At 60.8% G+C, this 20717-nt stretch carries 15 protein-coding genes and 1 other RNA gene; 13 read left to right on the top strand and 3 right to left on the bottom strand.

All coding sequences use genetic code 11. The features are described from left to right. Window positions 1-62: 62 nt before the first annotated feature. Window positions 63-1454 carry a 30S ribosomal protein S6--L-glutamate ligase gene (rimK, locus tag RMQ97_RS10690; RefSeq protein WP_413660866.1) on the top strand — a complete coding sequence of 464 codons (1392 nt, stop codon included), beginning with the start codon at window positions 63-65 and terminating at the stop codon, window positions 1452-1454. Between the two features lie 26 nt (window positions 1455-1480). Here rimK and RMQ97_RS10685 read toward each other — a convergent pair whose 3' ends face one another. Both RMQ97_RS10685 and RMQ97_RS10680 read right to left on the bottom strand, forming a co-directional pair. Then, on the bottom strand, window positions 1481-2002 hold the full coding sequence (locus RMQ97_RS10685) for a fasciclin domain-containing protein (RefSeq protein WP_413660865.1): 522 nt from the start codon (window positions 2000-2002) through the stop codon (window positions 1481-1483). A gap of 139 nt (window positions 2003-2141) precedes the next feature. Next, window positions 2142-5714, bottom strand: coding sequence for a hydantoinase B/oxoprolinase family protein (locus tag RMQ97_RS10680; RefSeq protein WP_413660864.1), 3573 nt, complete (start codon window positions 5712-5714; stop codon window positions 2142-2144). A 202-nt stretch (window positions 5715-5916) separates the two neighbouring features. Between RMQ97_RS10680 and RMQ97_RS10675 the strand changes: the two genes are divergently transcribed. The 5 genes from RMQ97_RS10675 (at window position 5917) to RMQ97_RS10655 (ending at window position 10009) form a co-directional block, all read left to right on the top strand. After that, window positions 5917-6615: a TerB family tellurite resistance protein gene (locus RMQ97_RS10675; RefSeq protein WP_413660863.1), complete on the top strand. Its 699-nt coding sequence runs from the start codon at window positions 5917-5919 to the stop codon at window positions 6613-6615. Between the two features lie 56 nt (window positions 6616-6671). Beyond that, window positions 6672-6983 (top strand): hypothetical protein, encoded by a 312-nt coding sequence (locus RMQ97_RS10670; RefSeq protein ID WP_413660862.1) that lies wholly within the window; start codon window positions 6672-6674, stop codon window positions 6981-6983. A 106-nt stretch (window positions 6984-7089) separates the two neighbouring features. Continuing rightward, complete coding sequence (locus tag RMQ97_RS10665) at window positions 7090-8346, top strand: alpha/beta hydrolase (protein ID WP_413660861.1); 1257 nt, start codon at window positions 7090-7092, stop codon at window positions 8344-8346. Window positions 8347-8411: 65 nt separating this feature from the next. Then, window positions 8412-9326, top strand: coding sequence for a DMT family transporter (locus RMQ97_RS10660; protein ID WP_413660860.1), 915 nt, complete (start codon window positions 8412-8414; stop codon window positions 9324-9326). Further along, complete coding sequence (locus RMQ97_RS10655) at window positions 9323-10009, top strand: N-acetylmuramoyl-L-alanine amidase (RefSeq protein WP_413660859.1); 687 nt, start codon at window positions 9323-9325, stop codon at window positions 10007-10009. Before RMQ97_RS10660 ends, RMQ97_RS10655 begins: the two co-directional genes overlap by 4 nt. A gap of 110 nt (window positions 10010-10119) precedes the next feature. Here RMQ97_RS10655 and RMQ97_RS10650 read toward each other — a convergent pair whose 3' ends face one another. After that, window positions 10120-13101: a carboxypeptidase regulatory-like domain-containing protein gene (locus RMQ97_RS10650; RefSeq protein WP_413660858.1), complete on the bottom strand. Its 2982-nt coding sequence runs from the start codon at window positions 13099-13101 to the stop codon at window positions 10120-10122. Window positions 13102-13661: 560 nt separating this feature from the next. Between RMQ97_RS10650 and rnpB the strand changes: the two genes are divergently transcribed. From rnpB to RMQ97_RS10615, 7 genes are all read left to right on the top strand, one after another. After that, window positions 13662-14043: RNase P RNA component class A (gene rnpB, locus RMQ97_RS10645), an RNA gene on the top strand. Window positions 14044-14267: 224 nt separating this feature from the next. Next, the gene (locus RMQ97_RS10640; RefSeq protein ID WP_413660857.1) at window positions 14268-14729 is read left to right on the top strand and encodes a division/cell wall cluster transcriptional repressor MraZ; all 462 of its coding nucleotides are present in this window, start codon (window positions 14268-14270) and stop codon (window positions 14727-14729) included. Next, complete coding sequence (gene rsmH / locus RMQ97_RS10635; RefSeq protein ID WP_413660856.1) at window positions 14726-15721, top strand: 16S rRNA (cytosine(1402)-N(4))-methyltransferase RsmH; 996 nt, start codon at window positions 14726-14728, stop codon at window positions 15719-15721. Before RMQ97_RS10640 ends, rsmH begins: the two co-directional genes overlap by 4 nt. Then, window positions 15718-16086, top strand: coding sequence for a hypothetical protein (locus RMQ97_RS10630; protein WP_413660855.1), 369 nt, complete (start codon window positions 15718-15720; stop codon window positions 16084-16086). The genes rsmH and RMQ97_RS10630 overlap by 4 nt, the downstream gene beginning before the upstream one ends. Further along, on the top strand, window positions 16083-17846 hold the full coding sequence (locus tag RMQ97_RS10625) for a peptidoglycan D,D-transpeptidase FtsI family protein (RefSeq protein ID WP_413660854.1): 1764 nt from the start codon (window positions 16083-16085) through the stop codon (window positions 17844-17846). Before RMQ97_RS10630 ends, RMQ97_RS10625 begins: the two co-directional genes overlap by 4 nt. Further along, entirely contained in the window at window positions 17843-19300 is a 1458-nt protein-coding gene (locus tag RMQ97_RS10620; RefSeq protein WP_413660853.1) for a UDP-N-acetylmuramoyl-L-alanyl-D-glutamate--2,6-diaminopimelate ligase, read from the top strand. Before RMQ97_RS10625 ends, RMQ97_RS10620 begins: the two co-directional genes overlap by 4 nt. Further along, on the top strand, window positions 19290-20717 hold the full coding sequence (locus RMQ97_RS10615) for a UDP-N-acetylmuramoyl-tripeptide--D-alanyl-D-alanine ligase (protein ID WP_413660852.1): 1428 nt from the start codon (window positions 19290-19292) through the stop codon (window positions 20715-20717). The genes RMQ97_RS10620 and RMQ97_RS10615 overlap by 11 nt, the downstream gene beginning before the upstream one ends.

Here is a 20717-nt window from a genome sequence, read left to right as displayed (position 1 = left end):
CCAGGCATAATTATGCCTATACCCGGGCGCCCTCGCGCTATTTTGCTGGGGCTCAGGTATAGATGAACGAACCATTTGTGTTGGGTTGGGAAGAATGGGCTGCTTTTCCCGGGCTCGGACTGCCCGCTGTCAAGGCGAAGGTCGATACAGGTGCGCGCACCTCGGCCCTGCACGCGGTGTCGGTTGAGCCGTTCGGACCGGTCACCAATCCCCAGATCCGCTTTATTCTCCACCCCATTCCCGAAAAGCCTGACATCGAAGTCATCTGTTCCGCTCCGGCGCTGGGACAGCGTGAAATCACCTCGTCAAACGGCGAGAGCGAGATGCGCTGGGTGATCGAGACCCCGGTGCAGGTGGGCGAGAAGACCTGGCCGATCGAGCTGACCCTGACCAATCGCGAAACCATGGCCTATCGCATGTTGCTGGGCCGACAGGCCATTCTCGAGGACATGGTGGTCAACCCGACCCAGTCATGCGCCCAGGGTGAACTCAGCTATGAGCTGTACAAGGATTTTCCTCGCCGTCGCCCGGTGAAACGTCCTTTGCGGATCGCCATCTTGACGCGTGAGCCATCAAACTATTCTTCGCAACGGCTGAAATCGGCGGCGGAAACCCGAGGCCATGTGGTGGAGATGATCAATACGGCCCGATGTACGCTGGCCATCGATGCCAACAAGCCGAAAGTCTATTACGACGGACAGCCTCTGCCCGTCTATGACGTGATCATCCCTCGGATCGGCGCCAGCATGACGGCCTATGGCATGGCTGTTCTGCGCCAGTTTTCGATTATGGGCACGTATTGTCTCAATACGGCCGAGGCGATCGGGGCGTCACGCGACAAGCTGTATGCACACCAGATCCTGGCGCGTGCCGGGATCGCCATGCCGCTGACCGCCTTTGCCCACTCACCCAAGGACACCAAGAATCTGATCGATCATGTCGGCACAGCGCCGCTCGTGGTGAAACTCCTGCAGAGTACCCAGGGCCGGGGCGTGGTTCTGGCTGAGACCCGCAAGGCTGCGGAAAGTGTGATTGACGCCTTTCGAGGGCTCGATGCGAATTTTATCGTCCAGGATTTTGTCAAGGAAGCCGAGGGCGCGGACATTCGCTGTTTTGTCGTCGGCGGGCGGGTCATGGCCGCCATGATGCGTCAGGCCGAGGACGGCGATTTTCGGTCCAACCTCCACCGGGGCGGATCTGCCAAACGCGTTCGTATCAGTAAGGAAGAGCGAACCGCAGCTGTCAGAGCGGCCAAGGCCATGGGGCTGTCGGTGGCGGGGGTCGATATGCTGCGCTCCAGCACCGGTCCGAAAATTCTTGAGGTCAATTCCTCGCCCGGGCTGGAAGGGGTGGAGCGCACCTCGGGCAAGGATGTGGCGGGATTGATCGTCGAATACATCGAGACCCATGTGCGCCCCATTGTGAAAACCTCGACACGGCGAGCCCGGAGCTAGGCCCCGGGCCGCTCTGTCCGATGTGTTTAGCCGGCCGGGATGATGACCCGGTCCACGACATGGATAATGCCATTGCTCGTGCGGATGTCGGCCTGCACGACCTGGGCATTGCCGACGCGCACACCATTGGTCGCATCGATCAGGACTTCTGAGCCCTCCACGGTTTCCACCTGCAGGATCTGACCTGCCAGCTGGTCCGAGGTCACCGCACCTGGCACGACGTGGAAGGTCAGCAGGTCGACCAATTCATGACGGTTTTCCGGCTGCAGCAGGCGGTCCACCTCGCCATGCGGCAGGTTGGCAAAGGCGCTGTCGACGGGTGCGAAGACCGTGAACGGACCATCACCCTTGAGGGTAGCCACCAGGCCGGCGGCCTGAACAGCGGCGACAAGCGTGTTGAACTGGCCGGCCGCAACGGCGGTATCAACAATGTCCGCTGTTTGTTGGCGTGCGTGGTGCGGATTGCTCTTGGGGCTGTGATGGCCCTCGGCCAGAGCGGGAGCAGCGATCAGGGCGGAGCCCAGAAGGGCAATTGAAATGAGACGCATAAGGGTGTTCCTTTGGCTGGGTCAGGGTCGGTGCGGGCCCGGCACCGGTTCATCAGGGCGTCTCATGCATGGGACGTGAGAGATTACGGCCCGCCATCCCGGATGGATCCCAATATTGCCAAAGTTTAACCGGACGGGGTTAGCCTGGTCCGACCCCGCCTCCGCCCGGCGTGGCAATCTCGATGCTGTCCCCTGCCTCGACCTGGATCTGGAACAAGCCTTCAAGCGCGTCGCGTGTGCCGTCCGCTCTGACCCGGTATTGCTCGCCGCACGCCCCGCTTTGTCCGCCGTTCAGACCGAAGCCCGATTGCAGGCGGCGAGAGGAGAGGAGGGCAACTTCCATGGGTTCAAGAAAGGTGAGGCGGCGAACGCTTCCGTCTCCACCACGCGCGCGACCGGATCCGCCGGAGCCGTGACGGATCTCATGGGTATCAACCCGGACGGGAAAGCGGGTTTCAAGGACTTCCGGGTCTGTCATCCGTGAGTTGGTCATGTGGATGTGCACGGCATCCGCACCGGCAAAGAGCTGACCCTCATGATCGATGCCCGCACCCGCACCACCACAGATCGTCTCGTAATACTGGTGGCGGGCATTGCCGAAGGTGAGATTATTCATTGTGCCCTGTCCGGAAGCCAGACGGCCGGTGGCGCCAAACAGGGCATCCACCACCAGCTGGCTGGTTTCCACATTCCCGGCGACAACGGCAGCGGGCGCGACGGGGTTGAGCAGGCAGGCTTCGGGTAAAATGATCTCGATCGGGATCAGGCAGCCTTCATTGAGCGGGATCTGATCCCCGACCAGACAGCGAAATACGTAAAGAACTGCCGCTCGCGCGACCGAGGCCGGGGCGTTGAAATTGCTGTCGCGCTGCGCGGACGTGCCGGTGAAATCGACCACAGCGCTGCGGCTGTCATGATCAACCCGGATCGCGACCTGGATCCGGGACCCGTCATCGAGGTGAACGGTGTGTTCTCCATCCTGGAGCGCTCCGATCACTCGGCGCACGGCCCGTTCGGCATTGTTCTGGACGTGCCCCATATAGGCGCTGACGACGTTCAGGCCATTATCACGGACCAGGCGATGGAGTTCTTCAGCACCGCGAGCGCACGCGGCCAGCTGGGCCTTGAGGTCCGCGATATTCTGGTCAGGGTTGCGAGCTGGCCAGGGCTTGGAGGCGAGAACCTCGCGGACCCGGTCTTCGAGAAAATGCCCATCGCTCATGATTTTTACATTGGCGAACTGAACGCCTTCCTCCTCAATCGTGCGCGAGAAGGGCGGCATGGACCCCGGTGCGATCCCGCCAATGTCGGCATGATGACCGCGTGCCGCGACGTAGAACAGGCGCTGCCCGGTCTCTTCATCGTGGATGGGGGTCACAAGCGTGATGTCGGGCAGATGGGTGCCGCCGTCATAGGGGGCGTTCACCGCAACGGCATCCCCGGGACCCAGATCTGGGTGGGCCGCTGCGGCCGCGCGCACACTGGCGGACATGGACCCCAGATGTACCGGCATGTGCGGTGCGTTGGCGACAAGCCCTCCTTGTGCATCAAACACGGCGCACGAGAAGTCGAGCCTTTCTTTCATGTTCACCGAGTGGGCGGTGCGCTCCAGCGTGACACCCATCTGTTCGGCGACCGACATAAAGCGCTGGTTGAAGAGCTCCAATCGCACCGGGTCGAGGGCTGTGCTTCCTGTTTCCGACGTCACGGCCTCGGTTCGGCTCAGATGAAGGGTCCCGTCGGTGAGCCTTTGGGCTGTCCAGCCCCTGTCGACGAGGATGGTTGAATTGGGATCGATGATCAAAGCCGGACCCGTGACAGTCGGACCGGGGCCCAGTGTCTCGAGCCGTATGACGGGACTGTCGACCCACACTCCCTCATCAAAGAGCGGCGCCGTGGCAGAGGCGGAAGGCGCTGTTTTCTGCGCCGTCGGCACATCCAGAGACCAGCCCCCGGCACCCGGTGGCGCGGCCTCGACATCCACATTGACGCTTTCCAGGATCAACTCGCCACTCACTTCAAAGCCGAACAGGCGTTTGTGCGCCTTGTTGAATGCGTCGCGCAGCGTGGCCTCATCGGGTGACGCCGCAATCGTCAGAGCCGTGTCGGCACCCTTGGCGCGCAGGCGCACCGCGCGATGTACGGTGATGCCGGTGTCCAGCCCCTGCTCGGTCAGAGCTGTTCGGGCCTCGTCTTCCAGTCGGGCAAGGCTGATGTCGGCCATTGTGAGTGCCTGGGCGGACAGGCTGTGTTCGATCGAGGCTTCACGGGTGGCGCGGATGTCGGCGAGACCAATTCCAAGGGCAGACAAAAGCCCGGCCATGGGGTGAACCAGCACATCGCGCATGCCCAGAGTGTCTGCCACCCGACAGGCATGTTGCGCGCCGGCGCCACCAAAGGCCGCCAGGGCGTACTGATCCGGATTGACGCCCTGCCCGATAGAGATCTGTTTGATTGCCTGGGCCATGCTTTCGATGGCGACGGTCAAAAACCCCTCGGCAGCCGCTTCAGGAGTATCAAGCCCCATCTCGCTGGCCAGTTGGGCGAGGGCTTTTCGGCTGGCCTCGACATCCAGTGGGGCGTCGGACTCCTTGCCGAACACATGCGGGAAGAAGTCGGCTTGGATACGTCCCAGCACAATATTGGCGTCCGTGACCGTGGCAGGACCGCCCCGACCATAACCGGCAGGGCCGGGCATGGCGCCCGCGCTCTGAGGACCGACCCGGGCGCGTTCACCGTCGAAGAATAGGACAGAACCGCCGCCTGCGGCCACGGTGTGGATCGCCATCATCGGTGCACGCAAACGCTGGCCGGCAACGAGCGTCTCGTCGGCCCGGTCATACTGGTCACCGTCAAATCGCGAGACATCGGTCGAGGTGCCGCCCATGTCAAAACCGATAACTTTCGACCAGCTGGCCTTTTGTGCTGTCTTGGCCATGCCAACAACACCGCCCGCCGGACCGGAGAGCACGGCATTGCGCGCGTGGAAATGACCCGCTGCGGCCAGACCGCCGGAGGACTGCATGAAGAAGAGCGGTATCTCGCCCAGGCCTTGGCCGACCCGGTCGACATAGTCTGTCAGGACCGGTTGGAGATAAGCGTCCAGAAGGGTGGTCGACGCTCGCGGGGCAAGCTTGATGAGAGGGCTGGCCGCGTGTGAGGTGATGACGACCGGGAAATCATGGGCCTCACACAATCGGGCAAGGCGCTCTTCGTGGGCCGGATAGGCGAAGCCGTGCATCAGGGCGATGGCGACACTGTCAAAACCGTCTGCGCGGGCCTGGCGGAGAATGGGGTCGAGACCGGCCTCTTCCAGCGGGACAAGGACCTCCCCGTGGACCGAGAGCCGCTCATCCACCTCCACCACGCGGTCATGCAGGGGATCGGGGCGCTGGATGTCGAGCGCAAAGATATCCGGTCGGGACTGATCACCGATCCGCAACAGGTCGGCAAACCCGCGCGTGACCAGAAACAGGGTTTTTGCGCCCTTGCGTTCGAGCAACGCATTGGTTGCGACTGTCGTTCCCATTTTGACCGCATGGACGGCCTGTCGACCGGCCAGACGGCGGACGCCTTCGCTGGCGGCATCGGCATAGTCGGGGCTTTCCGAGAGCAGTTTCAGCGGATGAAGGCGGCCATCCGGTGCACGACCAATAACATCGGTGAATGTGCCGCCGCGATCGATCCAGAACTCCCACGCCCCTGTGCTCATATGTCCAGGTCCTTCGCTTGCGACCAAAATTGCATAACTGATGTGCGGAGGTTAGCCATGGTCAGCCCGTGTGCAACGGGTTTAGGCTGAAACAGCAGGATCGACGGGCCACGCCTCGCGCGACTCGATATCGATACCTATATGACCATTCCGGCCCTGATCGTGTTCCTAGGAACCTTTGGCCGGTGTACACGGGACGTTTATGGGTTTCTGGCGCGCCATTGCCGAGAGAATTCGCGGTCGCTCATGCTTCCTTGAGTGCGAGGGGGAGGATTGCGAGCCGGGTCGGCGTGTGGATGATGCCGATTTCGCCATGGCGCTGATCGGCCTGGGTGCCAAAATGGCCAAAGCGGACGGAATCGTCACCCGAAACGAGGTCGAGGCCTTTACCCAGGTGTTCAAACTGCCCGAGGAAGGCGCGGAACCACTGCGTCGGGCCTTTGATCTCGCCAAACAGACCACGCTGGGATTTGACGGTTATGCACGCCGTCTGGCCCGGCGCTTCCGCGCTCACCCGGCCATTCTGGAAGACGTGCTCGACGGTTTGTTCCATATTGCAAAGGCGGATGGTGTCGTCAGCCGAGCAGAGCGCGATTTTCTGGACCGGGTGGCGGATATCTTCGGCTTCTCGGATCTGGAATATCGGCGCATTCGCAATGTTCACCTGGGAGCCGCTGAAGACGATCCTTATCTGATCCTGGGGGTGGAGCCGGACATCAGCGAAGATGGTCTCAAGCGGGCCTATCGCCGTATTGCGGCCCAAAACCATCCTGATCGACTGGTATCACGCGGTGTTCCGCCCGAGATGCAGCGCCTTGCTGTGGACAAAATGGCAGCGATTAATATCGCCTATGCCCGGATTTGCGACGAAAGAGCGCGCCTGGCAGGTGTAGGGGTTTGACCTTTGCCCACATCGTGCCAACATGATGAGGGTGAGGGTTTGAAGAGGATAATAAAATGACCGAGACGGATCGCCGTTCGACTGCCTTTTTCTCTCCGTCTGCGTCCAAGACGGCGCAGCGCTGGTTGCGCGCGCTCATCGCAGGCGTGTTCGCCCTGGCCTTTGCCGGTCTGGTGGTCTTCCTGGCGGCGATGCTCTGGGCCGCAGTCCTCGTCTTCGCGGGTCTGGGCCTGCTGGCCGCTGCAGTCTTCTGGATCTGGTCGAAAGTGCGCGGCAAGCGCGGCTCGGACGGACCGGAAGTGCTGGTCGCCACGCGCGGGCCCAAGGGCTGGACCGTGGATGGTGTGCCGCCGGGCAATCATTCCTGATCCCGTTTCTAACCGGAATTTCATCTCTCACATTCTTTTGACTGGGCCGGTTCGCTGAGCCTGATAGCGTGCGCTCAAACTTCTTCCTGTTTGAGGCACGTGTGTGATGCGCAAGGCTTTTCTGGTCGCCCTGATCATTCTCTTTCCGCTCGCCCTGGTGGGCTGTGTGTCCATGGCCCTGCCACGCGTCAATGATCGCGTGACCGGCGAAACGGCGCGCCCGGTGCTCAATGCCGATGGTGAGTTGACTCGCGCTGTCTGGGAAAGCGAACAGGCTCCCGCCTTGCGCCAGGCTTTTCAGGATGAGGTCTACGGTCCGGTACTGCTCGGTGAGATGGCCGAGATCGAAAGCCATGACATCATGCAGGAAGGCGCCTTTGGCGGCCGCGCCATTGTCGAGCAGTTCCAGCTGCGCCTTGAGGTCAATGAGGCTGAATGGCAGACCCCTCTGGTGACCGTCCGGCCGATGAATGCCGAAGGACCGGTGCCTGTGATTGTCTTGCAGACCTTCTGCGGCAATCTGGCGGCCCTGCGCGGTATGGACGGTGTGATGGGGCCGAATGCGGCCAGCGGTGCGCCTGATTGCATGGGCGGGCCGGCCTGGCAACGCGCTATCATGACGTCGATTTTCGGGGAATATATTGCAGAGCCGCCGTTCGAGATGATCCTGGATCGCGGATATGCTGTGGCCCTGATTTATCCCGGTGACCTCGTGCCGGACAATCGGTCCTCCGCCATGGCGCCGCTGGCCGCCTACAGCCCGCAAGGTCGGAGCGGTGCGATCGCGACATGGGCTTATGCCTATTCCAAGGCCATCGATGTGCTGGAAACCCGTCCGGAATATGATAACGAGCGCATGGCCGTGTGGGGGCATTCACGCAATGGCAAATCAGCGCTTCTGGCCGGTGCATTTGATCCGCGCATCGACCTGGTGATTTCTCACCAGTCGGGCACCGGCGGCACCACACTTACACGCTCCTACAATGGTGAATCAGTCGCCCAGATCACAGACGGCTATCCGCACTGGTTCAACGAGGCTTATGCGGGCTATAGCGACCGGGAGGCGGAAATACCGGTGGATCAGCACCAGTTGATCGCTCTTCTTGCGCCGCGTCCCCTGTTGATTGGCGGGGCCTGGCGTGATCGCTGGTCTGATCCGATGGGCAGCTATCAGGCTGCGCGGGGTGCCAATCCGGTCTACGCGCTTTACGGGTCGCAGGGCCTGCGCCAATCCGGTCTGGGGGATTTTGATCCGTCCGGAGATATCGCGATCACCATGCGCAATGGCCTGCATGGTGTGAACGGGAATGACTGGACCGGATTTCTCGCCTTTCTCGACGCGCATTTCATGGATGAGCGTTAGCGGCGGATTCTTGAATTCGGACTATTTGCTTGCCGCACCGGTAAAACAGGCTCATCACTTCGTCCATGCGTATCAAGGACCTGCTCGCCCTGATGGCGGTCTGTCTCGTCTGGGGCCTTAACTTCGTCGTCGCGAAATTCTCTGTCACGGGCGCCCCGGGCTGGGTGCCCGGTTTTGAGGGCGCGCCGCCGATTTTTTTCGCCTTTTTGCGGTTCGCCCTGCTCAGTGCCTTCCTTCTGCCCTGGCTAAGGCCCCGGCCACAGGACCTCAAAACCCTGTTTGGCCTCGCGATGTGTATGGGAGCGGTGCAGTACGCCCTGATTTTCATTGGGCTTCAGTGGGCGACCCCGTCCACCATGGCAATCATCCTGCAGACCGGTGTCCCCTTCGCCACAATTCTGTCTGTCCTGATGTTGAAAGAGACGGTGGGGGTTCCGCGTATCACCGGCATGGTCGTTGCGTTTGCCGGGGTCGCTCTTGTAGTGGCCAATCCGGCTGAGCTGGACCTGTCGCTGGGGCTGGTCTTCGGGCTGGGTGCCGCCTTCGCGGGGGCGATGGGTATGATCCTGGTCAAGCGGGTTCCCCTGGATTCCATACGTATGCAGGCCTGGATCGGCGTCATGTCGTGGCCACCCTTGCTGGTGTTGTCGCTGCTGACCGAGAGTGCGCAGATCGAGCAGACCCTGGCGGGGGGATGGCCCTTCCTGGTGGCGCTTATCTTCACCGTTGTGCTGGTGAATATCTTTGGTCATGGCGTGTTCTACAGCCTGCTCCAGCGCTATGAAGCCAATCTCATTGCGCCGCTGACGCTGATGGCCCCGCTGGTCGGTGTGCTGTCGGGTATCTTGATCACTGGCGATCCGATCGGCTGGCGGTTGATCGCAGGCACCGTGCTGACACTGGGCGGGGTGGGTGTGATCGCTCTGCGGCAAAACCGGAAACTACCGAATGCGGGGTTGGCGCGGGAGAAGAGCCTGTGAGCGAGGCTCCGCTGTCCAGCTCGCTCGTTTCGCGATGGGTAAGATCTGCCAATTTCAACGATCGGCGCACCCCGCTGGATACGATCATTCTTCACTATACCGGCATGGAAAACGCCGAAGTGGCCCTTGAACGCCTGTGTGATCGCGAGGCCCAGGTGTCGGCCCATTATGTGGTGCTGGAAGCCGGTGACGTGATCCAGATGGTCGATGAGCGCAAACGGGCCTGGCATGCAGGTTTGGGGTATTGGCACGCCGAGCGTGACATAAATTCTGCCTCGATCGGCATTGAGATCGTCAATGGCGGGCATGATTTTGGTCTTCCGCCTTATCCCGATACCCAGATCGAAGCCGTGATCGCCCTCGTGCGTGACCTTATGGGACGGCATGGGATCGGGGTCGAACGGGTGATCGGACACAGCGATATCGCCCCTGAACGCAAGGATGATCCGGGAGAGCATTTTCCCTGGGAGCGGCTGGCCCGGGCGGGTGCGGCGCGTGCCTTGCCCAAGGGCCGTGGGGCGGAAACGTTTGATGTGCGGAGCGTTCTGACCTCACTCGGATATGATCCGCAGGCCAAACTCTCCGCGTGTGTGAAGGCATTTCAACGCCGCTGGCTGCCCGAACGGGTGTCCGGCGAGCTTGATGCCGAGACACGGCGCTGCCTGTCGCTTTTCGCTCACTAGATTGGCTGTATGGGCAAAGGGCCCGGTTCCACACTTCTGAAGAAAGAAAAAGGGCGGGAGCCGCAGCTCCCGCCCTCAAGGTCGGGTACTCTCGAAGGGTGTCTTGGGAATTAGAAGTCCCAGGACACGCCGAAGCGCACATAGCGTGGAGACTGGAAGCCAATCTCTTCACCAAAGCGCGGGTCGGCGACAACGTCATTGGCGTCGTAATTGGCGCCCGGAGCCGGAGCGGAGCTGTCACCGGTCTCGTAGAGATCGGTTGCGCCGTCCGCACCCAGAACGTTGAACACGTCCATACGGAAGGTCGGCGTGCCCGGGTAGGGCAGGTCAGTCGGCGAATAGACGAAGCTCATGTCCAGATTGGTGATCCAGTCGGTTTCCATCACGGAACCGCGCTCGGTCAGCTCGCCACCACAGTACCAAGACGACGCGCCGTATTCATAGGCGAACGCGTCGGTGGGGTGGTAACCGATACAACCGAATTTACGCGGAGACGTCACCTGGAGGTTCGCACCGATGATGAATTCGTCGGTGACATTGTAGGAACCCCAAACCTTGATCCGGTGAGCCCGGTGGTTCGGCAGCAGACCGTCAGAACCGTCAACCAGACCCGGCTGGTCAAAGTCCTGCGTGATGCCGGCATCGTCCTGACCGTTGTCCGACTTCACCGATCCCTCATAGTTGCCTTGCGATTCAGAGATCGTCCAGGAACCATTGATCCGGTAGTTATCGCCCCAGTGAGCGACATTGATGTCGAGGGCCGTATAGGTCCGCTCGACTTCCGGATAACCCAGATCCTCGGCAGCCAGGGTGACAAACTCACCATTCTCACCGAGTTCCGGCAGGAAAGTGGTCAGATCCTGACCCGGATTCGTCAGCACGTACTGGTGGAACCCGGTCCATTCGTCTGCACACGGGGTGCCGTCACCGGTCGTGATGTTGTTGGCTTCACAATAGGCGATAACCGCCGCATCGATGGCCACATCTTCGAGCGTGGATGCCAGTTCACGATAGGTGAAGGAGATGCCCAGATCCCAGTTGTCCCAGCGATTCCAGCGCGTACCCAGGATGAGTTCGTCGGAATACATCGGGTCCAGATCGGTACCGATCAGGGAGCGGGTGTCCGGTACGGTTCCGTCGCCAAGGACGGAGGTCCGCCAGGGTTCACCCACGGTGTTGGGGACATACGTGTCGCTGCGACCATCATACTCGTAGTAGCGGTGAATATAGGTCTCAGCGCCAGCCATACGGATATTGGTGTTGGTCGCCACCGGGAGGTGGTAGCGGCCCCAGGAACCGTAGACTTCCAGTTCACCATCACCAAAGACGTCATAGGACGCGGCGATGCGAGGTGCGAGCTGATCGGCAATCTCGACGAAGGTTTCACCTTCGGCGTTGCGGTTGTCGAACGTCTCACGACGCAGACCCAGGTTCAGGGTGAGCTGGTCGGTGACCTGCCAGGCGTCCTGAATGTAGAACGCGGTCTGGATCGTATTGAAATCGCCGCCCGAGCTGTAGTCACGCCAGCGAACACAGGCTTCTCCAGTAGGACCACCAGCGTTTTCACAGTATGGAGCGTCCGCATAGAGGTAGTAGGCACCACCCGAGTTGATGGTGAAGGCGCTGGCGGTCAGGTCTTCACGGTCAACACCGAAGCGGACGGAGTGATCGCCGAAGAAGCTGAAATTGGTGTCGAAGTCGACCCGGATCAGTTCGCGCTGGTCAGAGCCTTCCTGAATGCTGAAGCTCGCCCAGTCGCCCACAGGTGTGAAGCCAACACCCGTGGTATAGTTGTACACCGCCGGCAATTCGTCGGCCGAACTCAGCGAGGTCTGGTCGAAGCTCTGAGAACCGGCTGTGACAGACATCGTCAACCAGTCGGTCAGCGCACCGGTGTAGTTCAGGATGTAGACATCACCACCGCGATAGCTCGTGGCTTCACGCGGGTTGAATTGTGATGCGATACCGCCGTCTTCGTCGAACGTGACATCATATGTGGTGGTGACACCTTCACGCTTGTCAGAGAACGCTGTGAAGGCCAGCGTGTGCCCTTCGAACAGGTTGGCGTCGAGCTGCACACCCCAGAACGGGCTGTCGTCGCGATAGACGGACATGCGCTCGGACTGGCTTCCGACATTGACGGTTTCGCGGAAGCGCGGGCTGTAGAGACCGTAGAAGAACACCCGGTCATTCACGAGCGGGCCAGAGACGTAGAAATCCATATCCGTGGACGTGCTCTGGTCCAGATAGTTTGCGGATGTGGTGGTATCGGGCACATCGTCACGCAGTTCGTCGGGTGCGTAAAAGATGTTAAACCCGTATTCCAGCTCGTTGGAACCGGACCGGGTCACGGCATTGATCACACCGCCGGTGGAGCGACCGAATTCAGCCTGGTAGCCACCGGTTTTAACTTCGACCGTTTCATAGAATTCGAACGGGATCGTGGATGCACCCACGAAGTTCCGGAAGTTGGTGACGTTCAGACCATTGATGTAGAAAACATTCTCACCTGCAGACGAGCCAGCAATCGACGTGCCGCCAAAGGCGGAGTCGGCGCGGGTCGTGCCCGGTGCCAGAAGCGTCAAAGAGGTGATGTCCCGCCCGACCGGAACTTGTTCGAAAATTTCATCCACATCGATCGTCAGACCCGTCTCACCCACGGCAAAGACGTTCGACTGGATGGCAGAACCGGTCACGGTGATGACTTCAGTTGTTTCACCGCTCTCCATGACGAAATTGACTTCGGCAGTTGTGCCGACACGGACGACAAGACTGTCATCGCTGATCGTCTGGAATCCGGGGCTTTCCACCGTGATGGTGAACTCACCCAAGGGCAGACGGCCCATAACAAATTCACCGTCTGCACCGGTCACAATGCTCCGCGTGGTGCCCCGGGCAGTCGAGACGACCGTCACGGTGGCGCCAGCGAGAGGCTGACCCATTTGGTCCGACACGCTACCTGTGACAGCACCGGTTGTGTAGGACTGGGCAAACGCAGCCGGCGTCAGGGCAGTCGCGGACAATGCCGCGGTCGCCAAGGCTAATCCGACTGAAGCAGATGTCCCCAACATCGCTTGTTTCAAGATTTTCATTCATCCCTCCGAGTGGGCATGGCCCAAATCTGGCAAACGGGAACAGGACGCAGCTACCGAAGTCGGCCGCGCCTACGCAATACGAATGACACTTAGTTGCATCGCAAAATTTGCAAAAACGCTAAACGTAAAACGTGTGCTCCCCCGAAAACGATCACCTCGAAAAGTGATCGATCGTCATCAAAGATTACGAGAAAGTGAGAGTCAATGACACAAATGTGAATCGCTTCGGTGAATCGGGCAAAATCGGACTGAGGGGTATTGCTTGGTATTGATTTTGAGTTATCAATTAAATCATATTAAATCAATCTATTAGCGAATTTCATCTAAGCGGTGGCACCCCAAGTTAATTAGGGGAATATTATTGTATCCAATATCGCGTATTGGTCTTGTAATTGCTCTGTAATGAGCGAGGCTGCGCTATTTCTGCGCGACTCTACCTGGGGTGGAATAAAAAAATTCACAAAAAGTTGCGCTTAAGAACAAGTTGTATGATGCAATTATTCGTGCTCTGAGGTCGTTTCTTGACGTTTGGCAGTTCGGAGCGCAATCAGGGCGCGCCAGGCGGCTGGACGGCCGCGGCACTCGATCTGGAAACAGGGGTGTCGAGGAAAGTCCGGGCTCCACGGAGGCAAGGTGCCGGACAGAGTTCGGCGGGGGGAACCCCAGGGAAAGTGCCACAGAGAATAGACCGCCCATCCTGAGGGATGGGTAAGGGTGAAACGGTGCGGTAAGAGCGCACCGCCTCAACCGCAAGGGCGAGGGCTCGGTAAACCCCACCTGGAGCAAGACCGAATAGAGATGGGCTCAGCCTTGCGCTGTACATGCGTCTCCGCATGCCATCCGGGTAGGTCGCACCAGGTCTGCTGCAAGGCAGGCCGCAGATGAATGGTCGTCGCCCCGCAAGGGGAACAGAACCCGGCTTACAGGCCGTCTGGCAAATTAACCTCCACGTCATTACCGCGACGGTTCTCCACGGCCTGTGGAAATTAACTTAATGTTCTACTTGTGTTCCGGGGATCAATGCTTGGGAGGGTCGATCTGGACTGTCCGGAGGCAAGAAATCACGCCGTTCGGCGCGTTTCGTCGTTGTTTCCCATAGTGTCCCATGTTATCCCATGGTTAACCATCGTGATCACGATGTTAAGGCCGGGGAGTTTGGGCGCGTGTTTCTGTCAACCACCACAAATGGCGTCGATGCGAAGGGGCGGGTTTCCGTTCCTGCGGATTTTCGCGCGGTGGTGAAGGCCAGCCCCTTTGACGGAATTGTCGTCTGGCCGTCATTTGACGGTCCCTTTCTGGAAGGGGGTGGCCAGGCCTTGCTCGAGCGCTACCAGGCGCTGATCGAGGAAATGGATCCCTATGACGAGGCGCGCATCGCCTTTGAGCGTGCGATCTTCGGTGCAGCACGACCGCTCTCCTTTGACTCCAATGGCCGTGTAACGCTTCCCAAGGAATTAGCGGATCATGCGGGGCTTGAGGGAAAGGCGACCTTTGTCGGTCTGGGCTCCCGCTTCGAGATTTGGTCGCCGGAGCAATACGAAGCACATCAAGCCGAGGCCCGACAGTTCGCGCGCGAGAACAAACGCTCGCTGCGTCTGACGCCGCGCCCGGGAGGCCTGTCATGAGCCACGTCCCGGTTCTGCTGCGCGAAGTGATTGAAGGTTTGGCCCCCAAACCCGATGGCCTGTATGTCGACGGGACATTCGGGGCGGGCGGTTATACGCGCGGCTTGCTGACGGCCGCCCCGTGTCGGGTGATCGGGATTGACCGCGATCCCAATGCCCTGTCCGCCGGGCAAGCGCTGGAAGCTGAGTTTTCCGGGCGTTTTCGTTTTGCCGCAGGCACGTTCTCGCAAGTGGAAACCGTGTTGCAGGATCTCGGTGAAGCGACGCTCGACGGTTTTGTGCTCGATATCGGTGTTTCCTCCATGCAGATCGACCAGGCTGAGCGCGGCTTCTCATTCCAAAAGTCCGGGCCGCTCGATATGCGCATGTCCGTCGATGGTCCCACGGCGGCCGATGCGGTGAACCTGCTCAGCGAGCAGGAATTGGCAGATATATTTTATGTGTACGGTGAGGAGCGTCGTTCGCGCCGTGCGGCCAAGTTCATCATTGACGCGCGGGGCGAGGCGCCGATTACCACGACAGATCGCCTTGCAGAGGTTGTTCAGCGCGCAATCGGTGGAAAACATTCAGCTATTCATCCTGCCACGCGGGTCTTTCAGGCTTTGCGCATTTTTATCAATGACGAGCTGGGCGAACTGGCGCGTGCGCTGGAGGCGGCCGAGCGCGCTCTGGTGCCGGGTGGGCGGCTGGTCGTGGTTACTTTCCATTCACTGGAAGACCGCATGGTTAAGAGCTTCTTGCGGTCCCGGTCGGGTCAAGCAGGAGGCGGCGGGTCGCGTCACGCGCCGCGGGTAGATGCCGGTCCGGCTGCGTCATTCGAGCTTGTGACGCGGCGCGCGGTCAGTGCGGCGCCTGACGAGCTGGAGCTCAATCCACGCGCCCGCTCTGCAAAACTTCGTGCGGCTGTTCGCACATCCGCTCCGGCCTGGGATGATCGTATCGCCCTCAGTCGGAATGTTATTGGTCTGGAACGTCTGGAGTCCGCGTTATGATCCGGCTGTTGAACGCAATCGCGTTTCTTGTCGCTGTTTCGCTGGCTGTTGCGCTTTATCTCGCCAAGACCGAGGCGAAGGGCGCGCAGGAACGGCTTGAACATCTGCAGGCAGAGCTCGCCGAAGAACGCCGCCAGATCAGTGTTCTGACTGTCGAGATTGCGCATCTGGAAGAGCCCGATCGTCTGCGGGCTCTGGCGCGTCGGTATCTGGGTTTCGAGCCGCTCGACCCGAACCGTGAAGTCGCCCTGTCTGATCTGCCCATGCTGATGGATGCCCAGGAGCCGCGCGAGGTCGAGCGTCCGGGAGGTCTCCTGGTTGTGAGCGATTCAGGAGACAGCGATCTGGGCGGAGGTCCCCAATGAGGGGGCTTTGGCCCTTCGGTCGCAAACGTGTCTCGACCGAGACACGCGGAGGAAGTCTGCCGCCGGTTGTTGAGGCGGCGCCCGCTGATGTGTCCAGCCTGCTGCGGGTGGAAAGCGATGAAGGTCGGGCCCTCGCGGAGGCGCGTCGGCGTCTGAGCATAATGGGCTTCTTTCTGGCTGTGGCGTTCTGCATTCTCTCGGTGCGGGCGGTCGAGCTGGCGATCACCGGTGAGGATGGCAGTGGTGCCCAGGCCCAGATTGCGGAAGGCCCCGGGCCGCGTGGGGATCTTTATGATCGCACCGGCCAGGTTCTCGCAACGACGCTTGAGACGCCCTCCTTGTGGGCAGATCCGAGCCAGATCTGGGATGCCGCAGAGACCGCTGAAGCCCTGGCCACCGTTTTGCCGAATGTGGATGTGGAGGCGCTAACCCGGCGTCTATCCGCACGTGGCCGTTTTGTGTGGGTGCGGCGCAATCTGACCCCGCGCCAGCGTCAGGCTGTGTTTGGTCTGGGCATGCCGGGACTCTATTTCCAGGACGAGCCGCGACGCGTGTATCCGCGCGGTCGTCTGGCCTCGCACGTGGTGGGGTATACAGATCGCGATCTGGCGGGTCTGGCCGGAGCCGAGCGGGCGTTTGATGCGGCCCTGTCGCATGGTGATGGGCGGCCTGTCGCCCTGTCCATCGATATGGGTGTGCAGTTTCACATGGATGAAGTCCTGCGCGCCACCATGGCCGAGTTCGAGGCGGATGCGGCCGTGGGCGTGGTGATGAATGTGCGTACGGGCGAGATCGTGGGCATGGTCTCCCTGCCGGATTATGATCCCAACCGTCCCATGGATACGAGCCAGAACGGGCGCACCAACCGGGCCGCAGCGGCACGATATGAAATGGGGTCGACCTTCAAGGCCTTTACCGTGGCTATGGCGCTCGAGCACGGCACTGCGACACTCGAGAGCGGGTATGATGCGACTCAGCCCTTGCGGATTGGCGGGCATGTCATTCACGACTACCATGCCCAGTCCCGCTGGCTGACGATGTCGGAGATCTTCACGCATTCCTCCAATATCGGTACGTCCCGGATCGCGCTGGAGGCCGGGCGGGAGGTTCAGGAGGATTGGCTGCGTCAATTGCGGCTGCTGGAGGCTGCTCCCGTGGAGCTGGTAGAGAGTGCGTCTCCCATTCTGCCGTCCAACTGGGGTCCGACGGAAACCGCTACGATTTCCTATGGCCATGGCATTGCCGTGAGCCCGATCGCGACGATTGCGGCCTTCGCGGCCATCGCCAATGACGGCGTCTATGTGCCGCCCACTTTCCAGCCCGTGGCGTTTGGAGAGAGTATTGCCGGCTCGCGGGTCATGTCGTCACAGACGGCGAGCGATGTGATGCAGTTGATGCGCGATAATGTCATGGACGGCACGGGCCGAAATGCGGCTGCGCCTGGATATTGTGTGGCGGGCAAGACCGGAACAGCAGAAAAGCCGGGACGGGGCGGGTATGACCGCAATCGGTTGATCTCGTCCTTCTCCGCGGTCTTTCCTGCGGATGACCCGCAATATGCCGTTCTTGTTCTGGTGGATGAGCCCCATGGCAATGAATCCACCTATGGATATGCGACCGGTGGCTGGACGGCGGCTCCGGCAACGGGTGAAATCATTCGTCGTATCGCTCCCATTCTGGGTGTGGGGCGGTGTGAAGTGGATCAGACCGGCCGGGCGGAAATGATCCGTGCGGCCTTGATGCCGGAGTTCGAAGAGTGAAACTGGCTGACCTCCTCCAACCACAGGCCGTGCCCGCGGGCAAGGAGACCCTCGAAATTACAGGTCTGACCCTGGATAGTCGCAAGGTCGAACCCGGCTTTGTGTTCGCGGCTCTGGCGGGTGTGGCGGTGCATGGTCGGCGCTTTATCGCCCAGGCGGTCGAAGCGGGCGCTGCCGCGATCCTGACGGATGCGCCCGTGCCCGATTGTCCGGTCCCGGTGCTTGTGGCCGAGGATGCCCCGGCCGAACTGGCGCGCCTAGCCGCGAATTTCTATCCGAAGCAGCCGGGTCATGTGGTGGCCATTACGGGCACGAACGGCAAATCATCGACCGTCGAATTCCTGCGTCAGATCTGGCATGCGGCCGGGTTTGATGCGGCCAGTCTGGGCACTTTGGGTGTCGCGCGCGGTCAGAGTGTCGAGACAACAGGGTACACAACGCCCGATAGCGTGGCTCTGCACAAGGCGCTGGACCGCCTGGCCCGCGAGGGTGTGACCCATCTGGCGATGGAAGCGTCGAGCCATGGTCTCAAACAGCGCCGGATGGAGAGCGTTACGCTCAGCCTGGCAGCGTTTACCAATCTCACCCAGGACCATCTCGATTATCACCCCGACTTCGACGATTACTTCAATGCGAAGGCCCGGTTGTTTACCGAGCGACTGCCCAAGGGCTGTCCGTCGGTCATCAATATCGACTCGCCATGGGGTGAACGCATGGCCGAGCTTTCCCGTGAGACGGGTCATATTGTCTTCACCCTGGGCTGGCGGGGGCAGGATCTTCAGATCCACGAGATCACACCGCGCCCGGCCAGCCAGGATGTCGCCTTCTCATGGCGTGGACAGGATTTCCGGATTGATATCCCGCTGGTCGGAGAGTTTCAGGTTCTCAATGCCTTGTGCGCGGCGGCCATGGCCTGGGCCAGTGGCATTTCGCAGGACGTCATCCTGGACAGCTTGCCCCGTCTGACCGGCGTGGCGGGCCGTCTTGAGAAAGTCGGAGAGACGGCCGACAGGGCCCCCGTACTGGTGGATTATGCGCATACCCCCGACGGCCTGGACAAGCTGCTTCGAGCCGCCCGTCCTCATACACAGGGCCGGGTGATCGTTGTCTTCGGCTGCGGTGGGGATCGGGATGCGTCCAAACGCCGGCTGATGGGCGAGATCGCCGCACGCGAAGCCGACATCACCATTGTGACGGATGACAATCCCCGTTCCGAAAACCCGGCTCTCATCCGCCAGGCCGTACTGGAAGGGTGTCCCGGAGCCGAGGAAATCGCGGACCGAACGACTGCAATCGCTCGTGGTGTCGATCTCCTGCGGGCCGGGGACTGCCTATTGATCGCGGGCAAGGGACATGAAACGGGTCAGACGGTGGCCGGTGTGGTGCATCCCTTTGATGATCGTGAGGAGGGCCGCAAGGCCCTGCATCTCAGGGAGGGCAGTCATGTCCTTTAAGCCTGCCGGTGTGCCGCTCTGGACAGCCATGGAAGCTCTGGCCGCGACGGGCGGTCAGTTGATCGGTCCGACAGACTGGGCCGTCACAGGAATTTCGATTGATACGCGCACCATCCAGCCCGGTGATCTGTTCGTGGCGCTCCAGGATGTGCGTGACGGGCATGATTTTGTTGTGGACGCCAAGGCGCGTGGCGCGACTGCCAGCCTGGTCAGTCGTGGTGATTGTGGACCCGAGCCCCATCTGCAGGTCACCGATACACTGGATGGTTTGCGCCTTCTGGCCGCGGCAGCGCGCAGTCGCAGCGACGCTATTCGTGTGGCTGTGACAGGGAGTGTGGGCAAGACCAGTGTGAAGGAAGCGATCGCGGCGGTGTTTCGGGCCCATGGTCCGGCTCACTGGAGTGTGAAGTCCTACAATAATCATTGGGGTGTGCCGCTGACCCTGGCGCGCATGCCGCGCGAGACCCAGCGGGCCGTGTTCGAAATGGGCATGAACCATGCCGGCGAGATCCGGGATTTGTCCGACCTCGTCAAACCACATGTGGCGCTGATCACCCGGATTGCACCGGCTCATTTGGAAAATCTGGGATCGATCGAGGCTATCGCCGATGCCAAGTCGGAGATTTTCGAAGGTCTCGAACAGGATGGCGTGGCGATCTATCCTTCCGATGACGAACTCGCGCCGCGTCTTGCGTCACATATCCGCCAGTCGGTCGCGGCGTTCATGCTTGATTTCGGAACGGGCAAGAACGCCGCCGTTCGGATTCTCGATTTTGAAACGGGCGTGGAGGGATCGCGCGGCCGGGTGGATGTTCTGGGCGCGCAGATCGATTTTCGCCTGGCGGCTTCTGGCGCGCACTGGGCGTGGAATGCCGGCGCAATCTTTGCCGCATGTGCGGGTGCGGGTCTGGATGCGCGTGACGTAGCGGATGCGCTGGCCGATGTGGATGCGGAACGCGGACGCGGGCAAGCCGTGCGTGTGACCCTGCCTGGAAAGGGCGCGTTCACCCTGCTGGATGATTCCTACAATGCCAATCCGGTCTCCATGCGGGCAGCGATTTCCGCGCTGGGATCCGTTGCGCCCGGTCCGGGTGGACGCCGGATTGCCATGCTGGGCGATATGTTTGAGCTCGGCCCGAAAAGTGCGCAACTTCATGCTGATCTGGTTGCGCCTCTTACTGAAGCGGGTATTGATCAGGTGTACACGTGTGGCGCGCTGATGCGTGCGTTATATGATGCCTTGCCGGACGCCTTGCGAGCGGGCTATTCGCATGATGCGGGCGAGGGGCTGGAGCAGATCAAAACGGCGATCCGGGAGGGCGATGTAGTGATGCTGAAAGGCTCAAATGCATCCGGTCTCCACAAGATTGCCTCGGTTTTGGCTGATGGATCCGCATTCACTGTGACGGAGGCCTAA

The sequence above is a fragment of the Maricaulis sp. D1M11 genome (assembly GCF_047308265.1).
In the GTDB taxonomy this organism is placed as follows: domain Bacteria; phylum Pseudomonadota; class Alphaproteobacteria; order Caulobacterales; family Maricaulaceae; genus Maricaulis.
This window is presented reverse-complemented; position numbering and strand designations above follow the sequence as displayed.

Bases quoted from the DNA above. Each gene is read 5' to 3' on its own strand.
- rimK (WP_413660866.1), top strand. From the start codon at position 63: ATGAACGAACCATTTGTGTTGGGTTGGGAAGAATGGGCTGCTTTTCCC.
- RMQ97_RS10685 (WP_413660865.1), bottom strand. From the start codon at position 2,002: ATGCGTCTCATTTCAATTGCCCTTCTGGGCTCCGCCCTGATCGCTGCT.
- RMQ97_RS10680 (WP_413660864.1), bottom strand. From the start codon at position 5,714: ATGAGCACAGGGGCGTGGGAGTTCTGGATCGATCGCGGCGGCACATTC.
- RMQ97_RS10675 (WP_413660863.1), top strand. From the start codon at position 5,917: ATGGGTTTCTGGCGCGCCATTGCCGAGAGAATTCGCGGTCGCTCATGC.
- RMQ97_RS10670 (WP_413660862.1), top strand. From the start codon at position 6,672: ATGACCGAGACGGATCGCCGTTCGACTGCCTTTTTCTCTCCGTCTGCG.
- RMQ97_RS10665 (WP_413660861.1), top strand. From the start codon at position 7,090: ATGCGCAAGGCTTTTCTGGTCGCCCTGATCATTCTCTTTCCGCTCGCC.
- RMQ97_RS10660 (WP_413660860.1), top strand. From the start codon at position 8,412: ATGCGTATCAAGGACCTGCTCGCCCTGATGGCGGTCTGTCTCGTCTGG.
- RMQ97_RS10650 (WP_413660858.1), bottom strand. From the start codon at position 13,101: ATGAAAATCTTGAAACAAGCGATGTTGGGGACATCTGCTTCAGTCGGA.
- rsmH (WP_413660856.1), top strand. From the start codon at position 14,726: ATGAGCCACGTCCCGGTTCTGCTGCGCGAAGTGATTGAAGGTTTGGCC.
- RMQ97_RS10630 (WP_413660855.1), top strand. From the start codon at position 15,718: ATGATCCGGCTGTTGAACGCAATCGCGTTTCTTGTCGCTGTTTCGCTG.
- RMQ97_RS10625 (WP_413660854.1), top strand. From the start codon at position 16,083: ATGAGGGGGCTTTGGCCCTTCGGTCGCAAACGTGTCTCGACCGAGACA.
- RMQ97_RS10615 (WP_413660852.1), top strand. From the start codon at position 19,290: ATGTCCTTTAAGCCTGCCGGTGTGCCGCTCTGGACAGCCATGGAAGCT.